Origin of the sequence: Actinomyces sp. Marseille-P3109 (genome assembly GCF_900323545.1) — a bacterium.
Lineage (GTDB): Bacteria > Actinomycetota > Actinomycetes > Actinomycetales > Actinomycetaceae > Actinomyces.
On the sequence record NZ_OOHN01000008.1, the window covers coordinates 2,706,307 to 2,723,669 of the forward strand.

Genomic DNA, 17,363 nt, shown 5'->3' on the forward strand with positions numbered 1-17,363 from the left:
GCACTCTCTGTCGCGGCGTCCGTTGGCGTCGTCTGCACTGAGGAGTACTTCCCTTCCTGCGTCCGGATCCTTACCCCCGTGAGGACTGGTGTCGTGCGCGGCTCGCATACACACGAAACCGGTTGGCCTGCCTCAATGGGGTGCCCACAGTGCTTGTCAATCACTGGCCACTACACCGCGAAACCACGCAGATCTTACGTCACCCCGAGTTCGGTCTGTGGTGCGGCACTGACCAAAGCGCACGGTGGCACATCGAGTACAACGCGAAGGTCGTGGTGTACGGGCACCTGCCCATTCCTCGTACCATCGAGCTCTCTGGCGTCCGCTTCGAGGAAGCGTCGGTGGGATACCGTGGGAGTGGAAAGCTCAGCGGGCACGCAGCGACTGGTTGCGTGAAGTGCTACCCGGTGTACCGAATCAAGGCTCCGAAGAGGCTTAGAATCTGACGGTAACGACGAGAGGGGACGACGTTGATCGAGGTTTCCGCCGAACAGGTGCTTGCATGGCGGCTGCACAGGCAGTACCTGGAACCGTTGACGGACGCAGGTCCTGTTGAGATCGTCGGACGGCTCTGCGGTACGCAGGCGCAGGTGGCTTCCGCTGCTGAGACCGCTATCGCCTTACGGCAACGTGACCCGCGACCTGAAGGGATCAAGCGTGCTTACTCCGACCGCTCGCTTGTCAAGACTTGGGCGATGCGCGGAACGCTGCACGCGATGCGGTCTGCGGACGTAGCGGAGTACCTATCGCTGCTAGCTAATGCTCGTACGTGGACCAAGCCCACCTGGTCACGGCACTTCGGCGCTACGCCAGAGGAGGTTGAGCAACTGACGGAGTCTGTCGCTGACCTTCTCGATGGTCAGGTACTGTCTCGCGATGAGCTAGTGAGCGAACTGGTTCAGGACAAACGGTTCAAGGGGATGGAAGAACAACTGCGCTCCGGGTGGGGTGCTCTGCTTAAGCCTCTCGCATGGCAGGGTGCGTTGTGCTATGGCCCGAGCCGTTCTTCGAAGGTGACATTTACTAACCCCACCAGTTTTCTGAAGAACTGGAATGGGCTACCTGATCCTGTGGAGGCAGCACCAGCGGTCATTAAGCGATACCTCTCCGCCTATGGCCCAGCGACCCCTGAAACCTTTGACGCGTGGCTTTCGCGCAACAGCAACAAGAAGTCAACGCTCAAGGGCTGGTTCGCTAGTCTTGGCGAGCAAATCGTCGAGGTACGGGTGAAGGATGAGACACGATATCTGCTCGCCGAGCATGAGGACGAGCTCGCGGCCACCCAGCCCAGCCGCGCTACCCACCTCCTAGGAGCGTTCGACCAGTTCGTCCTTGGTCCTGGGACTAAGGACACTCACATGCTGGCGAACAAGCATCGCTCGTGGGTGAGCAAGGCTGCGGGTTGGATCGCTCCTGTCCTGACCCAGGGAGGGCGGATCACCGGCGTCTGGGAAATAGATGACGGGAATCTTGTCGTCACCCCGTTGCCAGGTGAGCAGGCGCCGCCGTCCAAGGTGCTGGAGGATGCAGCTGCGCGGCTTGCAGTGGTGCATGGTTTGGTGAAGGTGACACTGCGGGTAAGATGACCCCCGCGGTGTCACCGCACCATTCCGTCTAGTTGGAATAAGCGCTTCCTCGGTGATTCTACCGCCTGTTACAGCAGATTCGTGACAGACGCAATCCGCTCCAAACCGGCTGACCTGGGAAGCTCTGCTCTTACCTGCGCCGTTGGAGGCCTCGATCGACTTTGCCGGCATGGGGGCGGTGATGAAGTCGGCGCGCTCGGCGCTGCTATGGCAGGCTCTGCGCGGAGCCCACGTCCATCTGGGCTGGGGGGGCTATCGGTGGCGATTGGGCTTGTGGTCGGATGGTTGCCGCTCGTGTGATTGAGTCGGCCGATTCGCGGACTGTATGCGTTCCCTTTCGAGACCTTTTTCCACCTCATTTAATGAGGCATACATCAATTCCCGGACCCGTTCCAGGTCGCGCTGAGACACTAACTCGTTACGAAGCTCGGGACGCGTACTGTAGAAAAATAACAGTTTACGGAGTTGTTCATAACCTAGCGGCAAACTCGATATCGAGATGTAGAACGGCCGTTACTCGCATCAATCAAGGTGTGCGGCATCCCCCTCACGCTTTTACGTCCCACCACGAAAGGGGAAGCATCCCATGCCACATAGGTCGGGTGGATGCCAGAACGCCAAAAGTGAATTCCTGCGGAGTCTACTTCGATTGCAGGCCTCCCAGGTCGGTTGAATGGCGGATCTAACCATATCATGGCTGCGATAGCACCAAATACTGATGAGTGAATCAGTACCTTCCAGCTTACAGCGTCCGCAAAACGCGCAGATATCACCGTTGCGCACGGTATCAAGGTCGACATCGTCGCCACAAGGCACGAGATGTACTTTCCGGAATGCAGCCCTACTGCGGAAAAAATTCCACCCCCTTGGAAGAATGACGCCACCTCTTTTCTGACTTCGCGGCACCATATAGGGTCAGAAAATTTGCCAACCCTTCCAATGTGCTGCCAGCGCCTAGTAAAGAAAAGAGAAAGACAAGGGCAGGACTTGATGGTCGATGGCTTAATGAAATCAACAAAAGGCTGATTCCCGCTATAAGTATGCAGAATGATGCGCGAGAGCGTGCTGCATCAACGTGTTCACAGTCACGAATTTCAGGAAACATAGTGCGATCCATGGCAGCAAGAAATGGTACGCATAAATCTCTTTCGATTGGATTCGGCCAACGTAGTTGTTGGAAAGTAGGACACTCTAGTTTTTAGAGCTCAAGGACGACTGTTTGAGTTGAGCTATCTCCGACAGCATGAGAAGCCAACACATAGTTTCCAAAGTAGATTCTATGTCAAATGCTTCGATGAGCAAACGATGAGGAGCGTCAGCGCTGCGAGCTTGATCCGGCGTAGGGCATTGGGTGTTAGAACCGACGCGGTTGCCAGATTCCACCCGACCCTGCACCGCCCGGGCTCAGGCATCCGATGCGCACCTCGGTGATGGAGAAGAGCCCCGCGCACCAGGGTTTCGGCCTCGCCGGCATGCGCGACCGGGTCGCCTTCGAGCGGTACGTGCGCAACCTGCGTGCCCTGCTCGACGCCTGAGGGCTGAGGCGGCCAGCCTCGGTCAGGGGTGTTATTGACCGTACGGTCAGAGTATGGTGTGAAACAAGTCTCATAGGTGGACGCCGATGACGGTGCTGCTGTGAGACGACGTCGTAAGGGTCGGTCGGTACCCGCCGGCCGACCGGGCTCCGGGGTGGGCCAACCGCCCGCCCCGCCATTCCCGTCATCATGGACAACCCCCAAGGACATGCCATGCTTCTCAGCTCGAAGACCACCAGCTCGCAGACCGCTCCCCACTCCATCCACCCGTCCGCCCACCGGCTCAGCCGGCGGACCCTGCTCAAGGGCGTGGGTGGGCTCGCCGCCGCCTCCTTCGTAGGGGGCGGTGCCGTCGTTGCCGGATCGGCCCCGGCGCAGGCCGCCCTCAACGTCGCCGAGCACGAGGATCAGGGCCGCATGCAGTACTACAAGCTGGCCACGCCGTCGATCGGCTGGTTGCCCCGCGTCAACGTGCTGCTGCCCGACGCCTATGACGCCTCGCGCCGCTACCCGGTGCTCTACCTGCTGCACGGCGGCGGCGAGGATTACTCGACCTTCGACACGAAGTACGACATCCGCAACCACACCGCGGAGCGTGACCTCATCGTCGTCATGCCCGACGGCGGGGCTGCCGGCTGGTACTCCGACCCCGAGTCCTCCAACGTGGGGCCGCGCAACTGGGAGACCTTCCACGTGGACGAGCTCATCCCCTGGGTCGACGCCACCTTCAGCACCATCGCGCAGCCCGCCGGGCGCGCCGTCTCCGGCTTCTCCATGGGTGGCTTTGGGGCCCTGAAGTACGCCGCGAAGCATCCCGAGCTCTTCGGGTCGGTCTCCAGCCACTCCGGGCCGGCCGACCTGCGCATCCAGGACGGCGCGGTCGTCCACTGGGCGAATTTCACCGCCGGTGCCACCGACCTCAAGGGCGGCACGATCTACGGGATCCCGTGGGACCAGGCTCGTGTGAGCGCCGACAACCCGGTCGAGCACGTGGAGAGCTACCGGGGCAAGCGCATCTTCCTCGTGTGCGGCACCGACAGTGACCGGTACGAGAGCATCGTCCTGCCCAGCCAGCGGAGCTTCGAGAAGGCGCTCGACGGCGCCGGCATCGGCTATGAGCGCTACGAGGACACCGGCACCCATATCGTGCGCTGGGGCCGCGTCCAGCAGGACATCGACTCCATGCTCAACTTCCTCACCAAGGCCGGGTGAGGGTCAGGCGACCGCGCTGTGGGCCGCTTCGTTGAAACGTCGTCGGCGACTGCGTTTTTCATCGGGGACGTACTTTTCCCGCAGATGACTGAGATCTGCCCTCAGTCATCTGCGGGAAAACGCAGTCCTCACGGGAGATGTACGTCCCCAACGGTGCTGGGCGGGCGCCCTGGGCTGGTGTGCTAGCGCGCGCCGCCGGTGCGGCGGGAGACGAGGGCCAGCAGGCCCCACAGGACGGCACCCAGGCCCACAATCGCGACCAGGAGAGGAAGCATGCTCGCTGCGTCCAGTTTCCCGGCCGTCGACACGGCTGACGATCCCAGGGTCAGGGTCTTGCTGAGGATGCCCTGCGGGACGGCGTAGGTCAGGGGGCTCTGACTCGCCATGAGGCCGAAGCTCACGACGCAGCCGAGGAAGGCGACCGCCACAGGTGCGGCGAAGGATCGCATGAGCATGCTCAGCAGCGACTGCACCGCGACCAGTGGCGCCGCCGCCACGACCGCGAGGAGACCCGACACGATGAAGGCCGTAGGCATCGCGGGCCCCAGTCCCATGACGAGCGTCCCCGAGATCCATGCCAAGACCACGAGGATCACCTGCATCGCCAGCACGGGCGTGAAGAGGATGAGGGTCTTGGCCAGCGCCACGGCCGTCGGAGAGTGGGGGGTGGTCCGCATCGCGTTCCAGCTCGTGCCCCGGTGCTCCACCCGCCACACGGTGGAGGCCAGCAGGGCCACCCCCAGTGGGCAGAACATCATCGAGTAGAAGAACGTCATCTGCGAGGTGAGGGACACCCAGGTCTGGGGGAAGGTCTCTCGGTTGCCGTAGAAGTTGAAGGTGCCGGTGATGACCGCCAGCAGCGGCAGCAGGACAGCCACCACCCAGGCCGAGGAGCGCTTGAGCTTGATGGTCTCGGCGGCCAGCAGGGAGGTAAAGCCGCTGCGGCCATTGCTGCCGCTGCGGCCCGGCGCTGTGGACTCGGCCGGGGCGGGCCGGGCGCCGGGCTGGGCCGGGGCGGGCCGGACGAGGCCGGCGCCGCGGGGCGTGGCGGAAACGTTGACGGGAGTGCTCATGGGGATCACCTCTCGATCCGGTCGAGCCGGCGGGTTGCGGCAGTGAAGATGACGGCGGTCAGGACGAGAAAGCCCACGACCCAGCCCATGGGGACCTGGACGTACTCGTAGGCGCCGTGGCCGTCCACCATGGATACCTTGGCGGGCGTGATGGCGGCGTAGTAGCCCCAGGGCAGCAGGCGCGCCAGCGCTGGTGGCGCGAGCATCATGTAGACCCCGATGAAGCCTCCCAGGAGCCCCGCGCTCATGACGACCAGCTGGTTCTCCACCACGGCCGCGAGCCACAGGTGATAGGCGCACATTGCCGTGTTGACCAGGGCGAGCAGAAGCATGTAGGTGACCCAGGGACCGACGTCGAGCGGGAGGGAGAGCCCCACCGTCCGCGCCACGAAGATGAGGGCGGCACTCTGAATGACGGCCGCGGGAGCGATGAGGAGCGTCAGCGCGGCGAGCTTGACCCGGCACAGGGCGCCGGGCGTCAGGCCCGACGTCGACGCCAGGTTCCACCCGGCCCCGCTGTGCTCGATGTCGGTCTGCCGGCTGGCGAGGACCGCCACGAAGATCGGCTGCGTCAGTGCGTTGAACAGGGCCATGGCCAGCAAGAGGCTCGCCCACGGCTGGCCGGCCGGGTCGGCGAGGGAACGAATTTTCGACTGGCTGAACAGGTCGATGCTGCTCATCGCCACCGAGGCGATGACGAGCAGGACCGTGATCAGCAGTACCCGCAGCCGGCGCATCTTGAGGAGCTCGACGCCGACCGACTTGAGGAAGCCGGGCGCGGCTGAGTCGTGCAAGTGGTGCGAGCTGCGGCCCGACGTCGGGGTACCGGGTGCGGGGACGGGCCAGGCCTGGGTGCCGCCTCGTCGGCCGTCGGTTCCGGCTGCGGTGGGGGACAGGGCGGAGGTCGGGGCGGAGGAGAGTGCGGCGCTGCTCATCACAGCACACCTCCCCGGCCGGTGAGGTCCATGAAGACGTCCTCGAGGCTCTGAGTCTCGCGTCGCACCTCGTGCAGCTCGACGCCGGCAGTCACCAGCCGGCTGATGAGCTCGGCGACCGCCTCCTTCGACATCCCCGGGATGCGCGCGCCCTGTGGTGTCAGCGTTGGGCCGGTGACAGCGCCGGCGGTTGGGTTGGGTGAGCCGGGCGCGCCGGGGTTACCTGCCGCCGTCGACGCCATGGGAGTGAGAGCCTGCGCCGGCACGAGCCCGGCCAGGATCTGCGGGTCCAGGACGGCCTGCGGCGTCGGGGTGTCGATGAGGATGTCCGGCACCGAGCGCTCCATGAGCTCGGTGCGCGTGCCCTGGAAGACGAGGCGGCCGCCCGACAGGATGCCGAGAGTGGAGGCCATGCGGTCGATCTCGTCGAGCAGGTGGCTGGAGACCATGACAGTGATGCCCTCGCCGGCGAGCTCGACCAGCAGCCGGCGCACCTCCTCGATACCGGCCGGGTCCAGGCCGTTGGTGGGCTCGTCGAGGATGAGCAGCTCGGGCTCGCGGGCCAGCGCCAGGGCGATCCCGAGGCGCTGCTTCATGCCCATGGAGTAGGTGCGCACTAGGCGGTCCTTGTGCTCGGTCAGGCGCACCAGCGCCAGGGCGCGGCTGACCTGATGGTCGCTCAGGCCCTGCATCTTGGCGGCGATCCGCATGTTCTCGGCCCCTGTGAGGTGGCCGTAGCCGGGCGGGGTCTCGATCATGGAGCCGGTGCGCGACATGATCTGTCCGCGCGTGCCCGAGGTGAAGGGCTGCCCGAGCACGCTGATCTGCCCGCGCGTGGGAGCCAGGAGCCCCAGCAGCATCTTCATCGTGGTCGACTTGCCCGAGCCGTTGGGGCCGAGGAATCCGTAGACGGCCCCGCGCGGCACCACGAGGTTCAGCCCCTCGACGACGGTGCGCTTGCCGAAGGTCTTGGTGAGGTCGTGGGTCAGGACGACGGCGTCATTGGCGGCTTCGGTGTGTGTGGGGCCGACCTGCGGGAGGGGAGCCGCCAGGGCGGGTGCTGAAGCTGGGGAGGCGACGCCGGGTGCCGTGGTCGCCATGGGGCCACCGGGCGCCGGTGCGCCGTCGTTGAGACTCAGCCGGGGGAAGGGCTGCTGGACGGCCTGGGCCGGGGCTCCCGGGTGGGTCTGGGGCGCTTGGACCGGCTGGGAGGGTGAGGCGGGGGGGGGCGTCTGCTTGACCGCCCATCTGGTGCTGTTCACGGAGTTCTCCATCTTCTTCATCCTCACTGGGCTCATCGCGGTGGAGACGACCCAGTCCCGCCTGGAGGCGCCGTGGCGGTGGGTGGGGCTCGTCCTCGAGCTGGTGGGGGCTGCTGTGGCGACGACGCGGGCGCACGGCCTCATCGGTGACCAGGTCCATGCCGGTGCCGGACGGCTGATTCTCCTCACCAATGCCTGGCTGGTGGTGGCGGTGGCCGCGTTCGTCGGCGCCGCACGGCGCCGCAGCCGCGACCGCTACAACCAGGCCTTCGAGCGGGCTGCGGTGCTCGAGGCGCAGCAGGCCACCGAGCGGCGCCTCGCGGTCATCGAGACCCAGCAGCGCATCGCCCGCGATGTCCATGACCTGCTGGGCCACAGTCTCACCGTCATCGCCATGCAGGCCGAGGGTGCCCGCGCCATCCTGGCCACCGACCCGGCCGCCGCCGACGAGGCCCTGGCCGTCATCGGGGAGACCTCCCGCCGCTCCGTGGACGAGGTGCACGCCCTGGTCGACATGCTGCGTTCCGAAGACGGCGCCGCCGACGTCGATGCGGCCGCCGCGCCCGGTTCCGGCTCCGCTGCTGGTAGTGGCTCTGTTGCCGGCGCTGCCGGTGCGGGCGGTCCCGCTGCTGCCGGCCGTCCCACCGGGGGTACCGGCGGTACCGCCGGCACCGTTGACGCCGGGGCCGAGGACGGTGCTGAAACCGGAGAGGCGACGTCGGACCAGCACGTGGAGCTCCTGCGCGAGCCGGTGCGCCAGGCGCAGCGGGCGGGACTGCCCGTCACCCTGGAGACCGACCCGTTCGGCCGGATCCCGCCGGCGACGGCGCAGGTCCTCCACCGGGTGGCCCAGGAGTCGCTGACCAACGTGCTGCGCCATGCCCCCGGGGCGGCCACGACCGTCTCGCTGCGCACCGAGACGGGCCGTGTCGTCCTCGTCGTCGAGAACGCCCCGGCCCCGCGGGCGCCAACGGGAGACGCGGGCCCTGCGCCGAGGAACGACGACCGTTCGCATCGCGCGGGCGTGGGGGAACAGGCGGACGCGGTGCCTGCGCAGACACAGCACGAGTCGGCTTCGGTGCCCCGCCTCGCGGTGAGCGCATCCGCAGATCCGAAGCACCGCGGCTTCGGCCTCATCGGCATGCGCGACCGGGTCACCGACCTCGGCGGCTCCTTCACCGCCGGGCCCACCCCCGAGGGCGGATGGCGGGTGACGGCGGAGCTTCCCACCTCTGCGGAATGAGAACCAATCGCGCTTATATGGCGAACCTCGCAGGGCGTCGTCGGTACTTCGTCGGCACAAAACCGCACGGGCTGAACCTGGAGAGCGGATACTTCCGGTGAGTCGACGTCAAGGAGGGGAGGCGCCCGTGATCCGCCTGGGTCTGGCCGATGACGAGCCGCTGTTCACCATGGGGCTGGCCATGCTGCTGGGGGCGCAGCCGGATATGGAGGTCGTCTGGAGGGCCGTTGACGGCAACGACGCCCTCATGCGCAACGCCGCCGACCCGGTCGACGTCCTCCTGCTCGACGTGCAGATGCCGGGCCTGGACGGCCTGGCCGCCACCCGCGAGCTCATGGCCCGCGGCATCACCGGACGAGTCGTCATCCTGACCACCTTCGACACCGACGGCTACGTCATGGGCGCCATCGAGGCCGGTGCGGCCGGCTTCCTGCTCAAGAACACCCCGCCCCAGGACCTCATCACCGCGATCCGCACCGTCCACGACGGCGACTCCGTCATCTCCCCGGGGCCCACGCGCCGGCTGCTCACCGCCGTGCGCACCGGTCAGGTCAGCGGCGCACGATCCGGGGAGGGCGCCGGGCGCCACGCCTCCGAGGACTCGGTCGAGGCGGTCCGGGCCGCCGAGGCCTCCCAGCAGGTCGCCGCCCTCACCCAGCGCGAGCGCGAGATCCTGGCGCTCATCGCCCTGGGGCTGACCAACCAGGAGATCTGCGACCGCGAGTGGCTGTCCATGCCCACGGTCAAGACCCACGTGAGCCACCTGCTGTCCAAGACCGGCTGCCGCGACCGGGTCCAGCTCGTGCTGCTGGCCCTGCGCGGCGGCGTCGTCGACCTCACCGACGTCCTGGGGCGGGCCTGAAGGTGAGTGCTCAGGCCGCCTGCCGCTGCACCAGGACGGCCACGGTGCGCGCCGGCACCGAGATCGTGCCGCTGGCGCGGTCGAAGCCGGTGCGGCGCACCACCTCGTCGGCCCCCTCGGCCTGGATGGGGGAGAGGCGGAAGTCCCGGCCCGCCAGATCGGGCAGCGGCTGAGTGAGCGTCTGCCCGGAGGCGTTGATGACCACCAGGACGGCGTCGAGCTCGGGGTCCACGTCGTGTCCGCCCCGGGTGTCGTCGATGAGCATGACGATCACCCCGGCCGGTGCCCCGAAGCCCGCCCCCGGGAAGGTCAGCTTGTCCCGGATGAGTCGCGTGGAGCCCAGGCTGAACAGCGGCGTCGAGGCGCGCAGCCGCAGCAGGTCCAGGGCCTGGGATCGGGCCGCCGCGATCTCCTCGGGCGAGGGCCGCAGCCAGGCGTCCTGCAGCAGCGGCCTCTGGATGGCCCAGGACCCCTCGTTGCGACTGGCCGGCGGCAGGCCCCGCCCGAAGCCGTTGGACTGCCCCGTGAAGTCGATGGCGTTGAACCAGTCGCCGGAGTTGTAGGAGTCCCGGTCCAGGGACTTGGAGCGCAGCAGCTCGGTGCCCGCGCTCCAGAAGGCCGGCGACTGGGCCAGCGTCACCGTGGCCAGGCACACCGTGTTCATCCGTACCCGCTCGGCCACCGGCATGCCCTGGGGAAGCTTGTAGGCCAGCAGGTCGTAGAGCGTCTCGTTGTCGTGGGCGTCGACGTAGTTGACGTTCTCCTGGGGGTGGGAGGCGAAGGCCGCCGGCGCCCCGTTGTGGATGAGGTCGATCCCGCGGCGCACCGTCCCGTCCGAGATCGTCATGACATAGTCCTTGAGGTTGCCCGCCAGCCCCAGGCGCACCAGGTCGGTGCGGTGGGCCAGGTCCGCCGACTGCTCGTTCCAGGTGCGGTGGTCCAGGCCGCTGGGCTGGGTGAGCAGGCCGGTGCCGAAGCCCTGGAAGACGCGGTGGTCGGGGTCGAAGGCGCCCCCGCCGTGGACGGCGTCGCGCAGGCGGTCGTTGAAGGCGCCGATCCCGGTGCCGTCGAGCTGACCCTGGGTGGCCTGCACGAACAGGGAGTTGCCCGCGACCTCCCCGAAGTTCCAGCCCTCCCCGTACAGGTAGATCGAGCGGCCGTCGACGCCGTCGTCGGCCACGGTCAGCTCATCCAGGGCCGCCCGCACGCGCTCCATGACGGCGCGCGGGTGGTGGCCCATGAGGTCGAAGCGGAAGCCGTCGACCCGGTACCAGCGGACCCAGCGCACCACCGAGTCGACCATGAGGCGCTCGCACAGGGCGTTCTCGGTGGCCGTGTTGGCGCAGCAGGTCGAGTTCGTCACCCGCCCGACGGCGTCGAGCCGGTGGTAGTAGCCGGGTACCACCCGGTCCAGGATGCTGAGCGGGTCCTGCCCGCAGGCGGCCGTGTGGTTGTAGACCTGGTCGAGGACCACCTGAAGGCCCAGGGCGTGCAGGGCCCCGACCATCTCGCGGAACTCGACGATGCGCGCCCCGCCGTCCTGGTGACCCTCGGTCGCGTAGGAGCCCTCGGGGGCACCCCAGTGGAGGGGGTCGTAGCCCCAGTTGTAGGCGTCGTCGTCGGCCACCTCCGCGACGGCGGCCTGCTGGTCGGTGGAGGCCGGGTGCGCCTCTGAGGGGATCCGCGGGGAGCGCTGGGCCCGACGGCACTCGGGGATGGAGGCGATGTCGAAGGTGGGCAGCAGGTGGATCGTGTTCATGCCGGCCTGCGCCAGCTCGGCCAGGTGACGCACGCCCGCGGAGTTGGCCACGGTGAAGGCCCGGTAGGTGCCGCGCAGCTCGGGCGGGACGGTGTCGTCGGCGGCGGAGAAGTCCCGCAGGTGGAGCTCGTAGATGCTGCGGGCCGAGTCGTTGCGCACTGCTGGCGTCGGGGTCTGGACCCACTGCTCGGGGGCCAGGCGAGGGTCGGCCAGGTCGACGGCGACCGAGCGGGTCGAGTCCGTCGTCAGCGCCGCCGAGTAGGGGTCGGTGACGACGTTGGTCTCCACCTGCAGGGTGGAGGGCACGTAGACCCGCACCTCCCACAGGTACTGGCAGCCTGCAGCGATGGGGGAGTCCGGCCGGCTCTGGTCGGGTTCGCTCGCTCCGGTTCCTGCCGGCTGGTCGGGCCGGTTGTCGACGACCCAGCGGCCGTCGCCCATGCGCACGGCCGGGGTGCGTCTCGGCGGGCCGGGGACTTCCGGCACCGAGCCCAGCGGGTCGCCGGTCTCCCAGGTCAGCAGGGTGACGGTCTGGGCAGTGGGCGCCCACAGGGCGAAGGAGGGGCGGCCATCGCGGAAAGTGACGCCCAGCTCGGCGCGGGTGGCGGCCTCGGCGTAGAGGTGATCCAGGAGGATGGCGGTCTGCACCCCGGTGAAGGCGTCGAGGCGGGCACCGCCGACATCGGCGGCCTCGGCGGGGGCGGGCACCCCGACGTACTGGGCGACCGAGACCTGGCCGGTCAGGGCGGAGGCGACGGCGTCGTCGTCGAGCAGGGGGGTGCCGGCGGCGTCGGTCGCGCTCAGGGCGATGCAGCCCTCCAGGTGGGGGTGGGCGGCGAGGACGTCGCCCGGCAGGTTCCCGACGATGCGCAGTGGCGTGACCGCGGGGGCGGGTATGCCGTCCGCGCCCAGGATCTGGCCGTGGACGGCCGCCGCGCCGCCGTCGGGCGCCGTGATGAGACGCAGGGCGAGGCCGGAGCCGGGGACGGGCTCGCCGGCGTCGGTGACGACGTGTCCGCGGTCCATTCCCATGGGCAGCAGGGACAGCGGCCACGCCAGGAGGGTGGGGGCGATCCAGTAGGCTCGCTGCTCCTCGCTGCCCGCCACGGGTGGGAAGGCCGCGGTACCGTCGAGTGTGCAGGTGATCGAGTAGGTGAAGGTCATGGTGGTGTCCTCCCGAACGGAGGCGCCCAGGGGCGCCGCCGGTCCTGCCGGTCGTGTCGCGTGCGGCCCTGTGGGGGTGGGGGCCGCGAGTGGTTCCGTTCACCTCGTAGTCTCCCCTGGGCGGCGGGCCCCTGTCACCCTGACCTGAGTCCTGACAGTTTAGTGCCCGTTTGGGGTGTCAGATCTCGGGGGCGATGTCTAGCGCGTTGAGGATGGTCTGGGCTTGGGGCGTGAGTGGGTGGCTAGCGGTGATCGTCTGGCCGGCTAGGTGGATCTGGGCGGTCTGGATTGGTTTGAGTGTATGGATGATCTTCTTGATTGATGTGCCGGTGGTGTCTTGGAGGTAGCGGGCGACGGCGAGAGCGGTGATCACCATGGTCAAGTGCGCTTCGATGGAGTCTTTGCGGTGGTGGAAGATCGGGCGGGCGCGCAGGTCGTGCTTGCTCATTCGCCATGACTGCTCCACGTGCCACAGGCTCCGGTAGGAGCTGACGACCTCAGCAGCATTCATGCGCTTACTTGTCATATTGGTGACATAGCCCTTCAGGCCCGCTGTTGCGCGGGCCCGCTTGAGGGATGCCTCATCAAGTGACAAGTGGTCTGCGGATCCCTTCACGAACCTGGGGCGGCGGGCAGTCTTCTCGCCGTCGATCACAGCCTTGGCCTTATTCTCCTGCGCCGTCAGGGTCGTGTTGTCGTGGGCGAAGCGCTTGGCGCTGTAGTGCCACACGACCCGCCACGACTCCGGGTTGTCCTGCGGCGTCCAGGCCGGGCGGCTCCTGACCTTCGACCTGCCCTTGAGAGACTTGATTCCCTTCCTGGGAGTGGTGGTCTCGATGATCTGGCCATCGGTATAGGCCTCACCGTGGAAATGCGTGTGCTCGGCCAGGTCCCAGGGCGCCTTGGTGGTCTTGGACCCGACGATGAACGACAAACCAGCCTTATCCAAGGCGGTCAGGTTCGTGTAGGACATCATGCCGGCATCCGCCACCACCACCAGGTCTGCCGGATCGACACCATGGGCGTCCAGGAAGCCTTGGACCGTGGGTACGATGGTCTTGGTCTCGGCGTGGTTTCCTTCCCAGCACCCCACCTGGAGGGGGAAGCCGCCTCTATCGACGAGCATGCCGACCGTGATCTGCGGATCTACCCTGCGCTCTTTGGAGAAACCGACCTTGCGCAGGTCATCCTCCGTCTCCGTCTCGAAGTACAACGTGGTCACGTCGTATAAGACCAGTGAGAGGTCACCGCAGGCGTTGACACGCTTGTAGAGGGCGGCCTGGATACTGCTCCTCCAGTCATTGTCGACGCAACTGGCCAGCGACCGGTAGAGCGTACGGACCGTCAGCGGCTGAACCCCGATCTCGCCCAGCACCCGCGGAACCTGCGCCTTGCTGGTGGGCTCCACCAGCCGTGCGAAGACCATCTGCTTAAAGCCCTCATCGCCGTCGACCGCCTCGCCCAGACCAAGGACCTCCCAGGCATGAGACAGGACCTGGATCAGCAGCGCGCTCGTCGTAGCGCCCATCAGGGCGCTGCCCGACACGATCGGCTTGGGCGCGCCGACCAGGGCTTCCAGGTCCAAGCTCGTCTGGCCCGCCTGAGCGATCTGGCGAGCCTTTTCCATCAGGACGGCGAGCTCGGCCTCATCATGAGCCGAGCCAACGTGCTTAACCATGCGCCTACCGCGGCTCTTGAACACGACCTTGACCGCCGTCGCCCCAGAAGACGTCACATAAGTGTTGATCGAAGGCGTCACCCACCAACCCTACACACCCCGAATTAGTGCCCGAACCAACTCAGCCACCCGCACAATCCCAACGAAAACCCACCACCAACACCTTCAACCAACAAAAAAGTCAGGAGTCAGGCCTGATGGTGGGGGTTGTCCTGCGCGACCTGCGGCTCACGGTCCGCCGGCATCTTGCGCCCGCTAAGCATCTCTCGTGCTTGCCCGCCAGTGGCCCATTACCTTGTCGGTGGCCCTGGCCCAGCCCCCGGCCCCCACCGCAGGTAACCGCCAACAATGTAACGGGGGAGGATGATTTCCTCTCCTGATTCCAGGGCTAGTTTTGCGGCTCGTCGGTCGACGGTCTCGGAGGCAAGGATGACTAATTTTCAGAGTGCCGCTGTTTCCCGCGAAAAGTTAGTATCTATGTTTGTCGAGTTATGCCACTTGATTTCAGTGATATCCCTTGAGTGTTGTTGATGTTGTTGGCAGTAGTATAATGCAATGAAAGTCATTATCGCTTTTTAGAGTGTACCCAAAGCAGCGAAATAATATGACCTCATTTTTGAGTTTGTGAGTAACCTCATTCTATCCAAGTCCATCAGTGCATGTATCTTCAGATTCTTGGCCACTTTGCTGAAATTTGATTTTTACGCAAGTGTCACCCTCGGCGCTGATCATGTTCGACCAAGTGTTTTGCCCAGAATTATCGCCATCGAATCTGTGTGCGGTCGTTACCGGGTCTCCCGGAGATCCTTTACGCCATACCGTCAGCCTATTTTTGGCTCCGGTCTCCCCTTCCCATTTCACCCAGTTAGAACGACATTTTGGTGAATATACGAGGGTGAGAGTTCCGCTTTCTTCTTTTACTTGAACGGGAATGGTTCTAACGGTCACGTGATCACTGTAGCAGTTCGTTCCATAAGGGTCTTTATTTCGGCAAGATTCTTCATTGCAAAACGGAGAATTCGCTTGCTTCTCAATGAAGTATACAAGGGTTGACGAGGCTATTAGGCATGCAACCGCAATAATCGCTGAACCTAAAACAAGGCATGCGGCGATCAGGGAAGCCATCCGTCCTCTTGCGGCGCTATTTTTGAAACTGGACTTTCTTATGGTGAAAATCATTTGCGACTACGTCCAAATCTATTAATAGTAGACGCCACTAGAGTGCGTGCGTAATTAATTAACATGATATATTTTATTTTTCTTCTACCGCTGATGGCGGTGCGATAATAGCGCCAGAAACAGTATGGGATAACGATTGCTCCGAGTAATATGTAAATGAGAATTAGTGCGATAATAATATTTCGGCAATCCTCGAGTTCTGCAACCGGAGTTGCTGGAGCCGCCTGACGTGCTATATCAAGTGCCTTGTCGACGCGTTCCATCATTGAGTAAGTGATTTCTAGAAATGATGACATCAGCATTACCCAGGCTAGGAGTGACCCTATAATTGTTGCGGACGATACCAGGTGTGCTGTATTTCTAGGGGCGTGCAGGCCTTGTTGGAATCTATGTATTCTGGTTCTCTTTGCGGTTATGCTGCGGCGTCGAACTGCCCTAAATGTCATAATCGCTTCCCTTCCACTCAACTCTAGTGCTCGTGTTTACGCCATAACTCCTTACATCCGCTCCAAAACTGTCATACGGTATATAAATACCCACATCAATGGGTGGCGCCCTTATTTTTTACGTACTATTATGTAGTCCCACTAATGGGGTGTGTGCGTTTGTGATGACAACTTATGAACCCAACGTGTCTGACGGTTGGCGAGCGTCCGTCGCTCGCCGGGGTGTTGTTTGCGCGGTATCGTAGCCTCGTGGCTAACGAACGTTCACCTTCGACGCGGGACAGGCTGCTCGACGCTGCCCTGGAGAGGTTTTCCCGGGATGGCTGGGGCGGCACTTCCATCCGCGACCTGGCCCGCGACGTCGGCGTGCGCGAGGGCTCGGTCTACAAGCACTTCGCCTCCAAGCAGGCGATCTTTGACGCCCTCGTCGACCGGGCCGACGCGCGCATGGCCGAGGTCGCCGCCTCCCTGGGCGTCTCGGTGGCCTCGCCCGACGCCGCCCTGCCCGGCTACCTCGGCATCGGCGAGGACCGGCTGGTAGCCGTCGCCGAAGGGTTCTTCGACGCCGTCCTCCACGACCCCGAGCTTGCGGCCCTGCGCCGCCTGTTCATCGTCAGCCAGTACCGCGCCCCCGAGATCGGGCGTCGGCTGCGCCACTACTGGATCGAGCAGCCCATCGCCTTCCAGGCCGAGATCTTCGCCGGGCTCATCCGCGTCGGCGAGTTCCGGACCGGTCTCGACCCGCAGGCCGCCGCGCTGGCCTTCTTCGGGCCGATCCTCGCCCTGCTTCAGCTCGCCGAGTCCGGAGGTGATGCCGAGGAGCGCGCGCGAGCCCGGTTGCGGGCCTATGTGCGCCACTTCGGGACTACCCATCGCCGTCAGATGCCGGAAGCAGCGGGGTCGGCGGTGTCGGATCAGGTGAGTGAGACGTTGGATGAGGCGACGAAGCCATGAGTCGGTACCGCGCGGTGGTGCGGGTGGTCTTCGCTGTCGCCTTCCTGGGCGGGGCGCTGGTCCACCTCTACTTCGGGCTCTTCTCGCCGCACAGCTACGCGCCCTTCGCCGACACGGTCCTATGGCCCTGGCTCGCAGAGCTGTGGAGGGGCTTCGTTATGGCGAACATCGGCTGGCTGAGCCTGCTCACGGCCGTCTTCGAGCTTGCGGTTGGCCTCGGGCTGCTCGCCCGTGGGTGTGCACGAAGGGCGGCAGTCCTGGCAGCGCTGGGGTTCTTCGCCTTCATCCTGGTCCTGGGCTACTCCTGGCCGGCGGATGGGTGGTGGGAGGACTTTGTGAAGAATCGTGCCGGGACCCTGGTCATGGCGGCCGCACTGGTGCCGCTCCTGAATGTGCCGGAGCGGTCGCCTCGCACGTAACGGGTAGCCGTCTTCGTCGCCGCATCAGGCGCCGCGGGTAGCTTTTGTGCTCACAT

12 protein-coding genes are annotated in these 17,363 nt (G+C 65.4%); 6 read left to right on the forward strand and 6 right to left on the reverse strand.

What is annotated here, in order from left to right; genetic code table 11:
* Positions 1-470 precede the first annotated feature (470 nt).
* Together BQ8008_RS11700 and BQ8008_RS11710 are read left to right on the forward strand one after the other, a co-directional pair.
* Positions 471-1,586, forward strand: coding sequence for a winged helix DNA-binding domain-containing protein (locus tag BQ8008_RS11700; protein WP_108834140.1), 1,116 nt, complete (start codon positions 471-473; stop codon positions 1,584-1,586).
* A gap of 1,748 nt (positions 1,587-3,334) precedes the next feature.
* Positions 3,335-4,333: an alpha/beta hydrolase gene (locus BQ8008_RS11710; RefSeq protein ID WP_108834141.1), complete on the forward strand. Its 999-nt coding sequence runs from the start codon at positions 3,335-3,337 to the stop codon at positions 4,331-4,333.
* 182 nt (positions 4,334-4,515) lie between these two features.
* On the opposite strand, the gene BQ8008_RS11715 is transcribed toward BQ8008_RS11710, so the two are convergent.
* The 3 genes from BQ8008_RS11715 to BQ8008_RS11725 are packed head-to-tail and all read right to left on the reverse strand — an operon-like array spanning position 4,516 to position 7,603.
* Complete coding sequence (locus BQ8008_RS11715; RefSeq protein WP_108834948.1) at positions 4,516-5,406, reverse strand: ABC transporter permease; 891 nt, start codon at positions 5,404-5,406, stop codon at positions 4,516-4,518.
* A 5-nt stretch (positions 5,407-5,411) separates the two neighbouring features.
* Positions 5,412-6,341 carry an ABC transporter permease gene (locus BQ8008_RS11720; protein WP_199907996.1) on the reverse strand — a complete coding sequence of 310 codons (930 nt, stop codon included), beginning with the start codon at positions 6,339-6,341 and terminating at the stop codon, positions 5,412-5,414.
* The gene (locus BQ8008_RS11725; protein ID WP_234415379.1) at positions 6,341-7,603 is read right to left on the reverse strand and encodes an ABC transporter ATP-binding protein; all 1,263 of its coding nucleotides are present in this window, start codon (positions 7,601-7,603) and stop codon (positions 6,341-6,343) included. Before BQ8008_RS11725 ends, BQ8008_RS11720 begins: the two co-directional genes overlap by 1 nt.
* Between BQ8008_RS11725 and BQ8008_RS11730 the strand changes: the two genes are divergently transcribed.
* Positions 7,578-8,846, forward strand: a complete 1,269-nt coding sequence (locus BQ8008_RS11730) for a sensor histidine kinase (protein WP_234415380.1) — start codon at positions 7,578-7,580, stop codon at positions 8,844-8,846. The genes BQ8008_RS11725 and BQ8008_RS11730 overlap by 26 nt on opposite strands.
* A gap of 127 nt (positions 8,847-8,973) precedes the next feature.
* Positions 8,974-9,708 (forward strand): response regulator, encoded by a 735-nt coding sequence (locus tag BQ8008_RS11735; protein WP_108834142.1) that lies wholly within the window; start codon positions 8,974-8,976, stop codon positions 9,706-9,708.
* Positions 9,709-9,718: 10 nt separating this feature from the next.
* On the opposite strand, the gene pulA is transcribed toward BQ8008_RS11735, so the two are convergent.
* The 3 genes from pulA to BQ8008_RS14150 form a co-directional block, all read right to left on the reverse strand.
* Positions 9,719-12,631, reverse strand: a complete 2,913-nt coding sequence (pulA, locus tag BQ8008_RS11740) for a pullulanase-type alpha-1,6-glucosidase (RefSeq protein ID WP_108834143.1) — start codon at positions 12,629-12,631, stop codon at positions 9,719-9,721.
* A gap of 178 nt (positions 12,632-12,809) precedes the next feature.
* Entirely contained in the window at positions 12,810-14,390 is a 1,581-nt protein-coding gene (locus tag BQ8008_RS11745; RefSeq protein ID WP_108834022.1) for an IS1634 family transposase, read from the reverse strand.
* Between the two features lie 558 nt (positions 14,391-14,948).
* Positions 14,949-15,488 carry a DUF2690 domain-containing protein gene (locus tag BQ8008_RS14150; protein ID WP_108834144.1) on the reverse strand — a complete coding sequence of 180 codons (540 nt, stop codon included), beginning with the start codon at positions 15,486-15,488 and terminating at the stop codon, positions 14,949-14,951.
* A gap of 695 nt (positions 15,489-16,183) precedes the next feature.
* Between BQ8008_RS14150 and BQ8008_RS11755 the strand changes: the two genes are divergently transcribed.
* Complete coding sequence (locus BQ8008_RS11755) at positions 16,184-16,888, forward strand: TetR/AcrR family transcriptional regulator (protein WP_108834145.1); 705 nt, start codon at positions 16,184-16,186, stop codon at positions 16,886-16,888.
* Positions 16,885-17,307, forward strand: coding sequence for a hypothetical protein (locus tag BQ8008_RS11760; protein WP_108834146.1), 423 nt, complete (start codon positions 16,885-16,887; stop codon positions 17,305-17,307). Before BQ8008_RS11755 ends, BQ8008_RS11760 begins: the two co-directional genes overlap by 4 nt.
* The last annotated feature ends 56 nt before the right edge of the window (positions 17,308-17,363 follow it).

Coding starts and splice junctions, on each gene's coding strand:
- BQ8008_RS11710 (WP_108834141.1), top strand. CDS start 3,335: ATGCTTCTCAGCTCGAAGACCACCAGCTCGCAGACCGCTCCCCACTCC.
- BQ8008_RS11720 (WP_199907996.1), bottom strand. CDS start 6,341: ATGAGCAGCGCCGCACTCTCCTCCGCCCCGACCTCCGCCCTGTCCCCC.
- BQ8008_RS14150 (WP_108834144.1), bottom strand. CDS start 15,488: ATGATTTTCACCATAAGAAAGTCCAGTTTCAAAAATAGCGCCGCAAGA.
- BQ8008_RS11715 (WP_108834948.1), bottom strand. CDS start 5,406: ATGAGCACTCCCGTCAACGTTTCCGCCACGCCCCGCGGCGCCGGCCTC.
- pulA (WP_108834143.1), bottom strand. CDS start 12,631: ATGACCTTCACCTACTCGATCACCTGCACACTCGACGGTACCGCGGCC.
- BQ8008_RS11760 (WP_108834146.1), top strand. CDS start 16,885: ATGAGTCGGTACCGCGCGGTGGTGCGGGTGGTCTTCGCTGTCGCCTTC.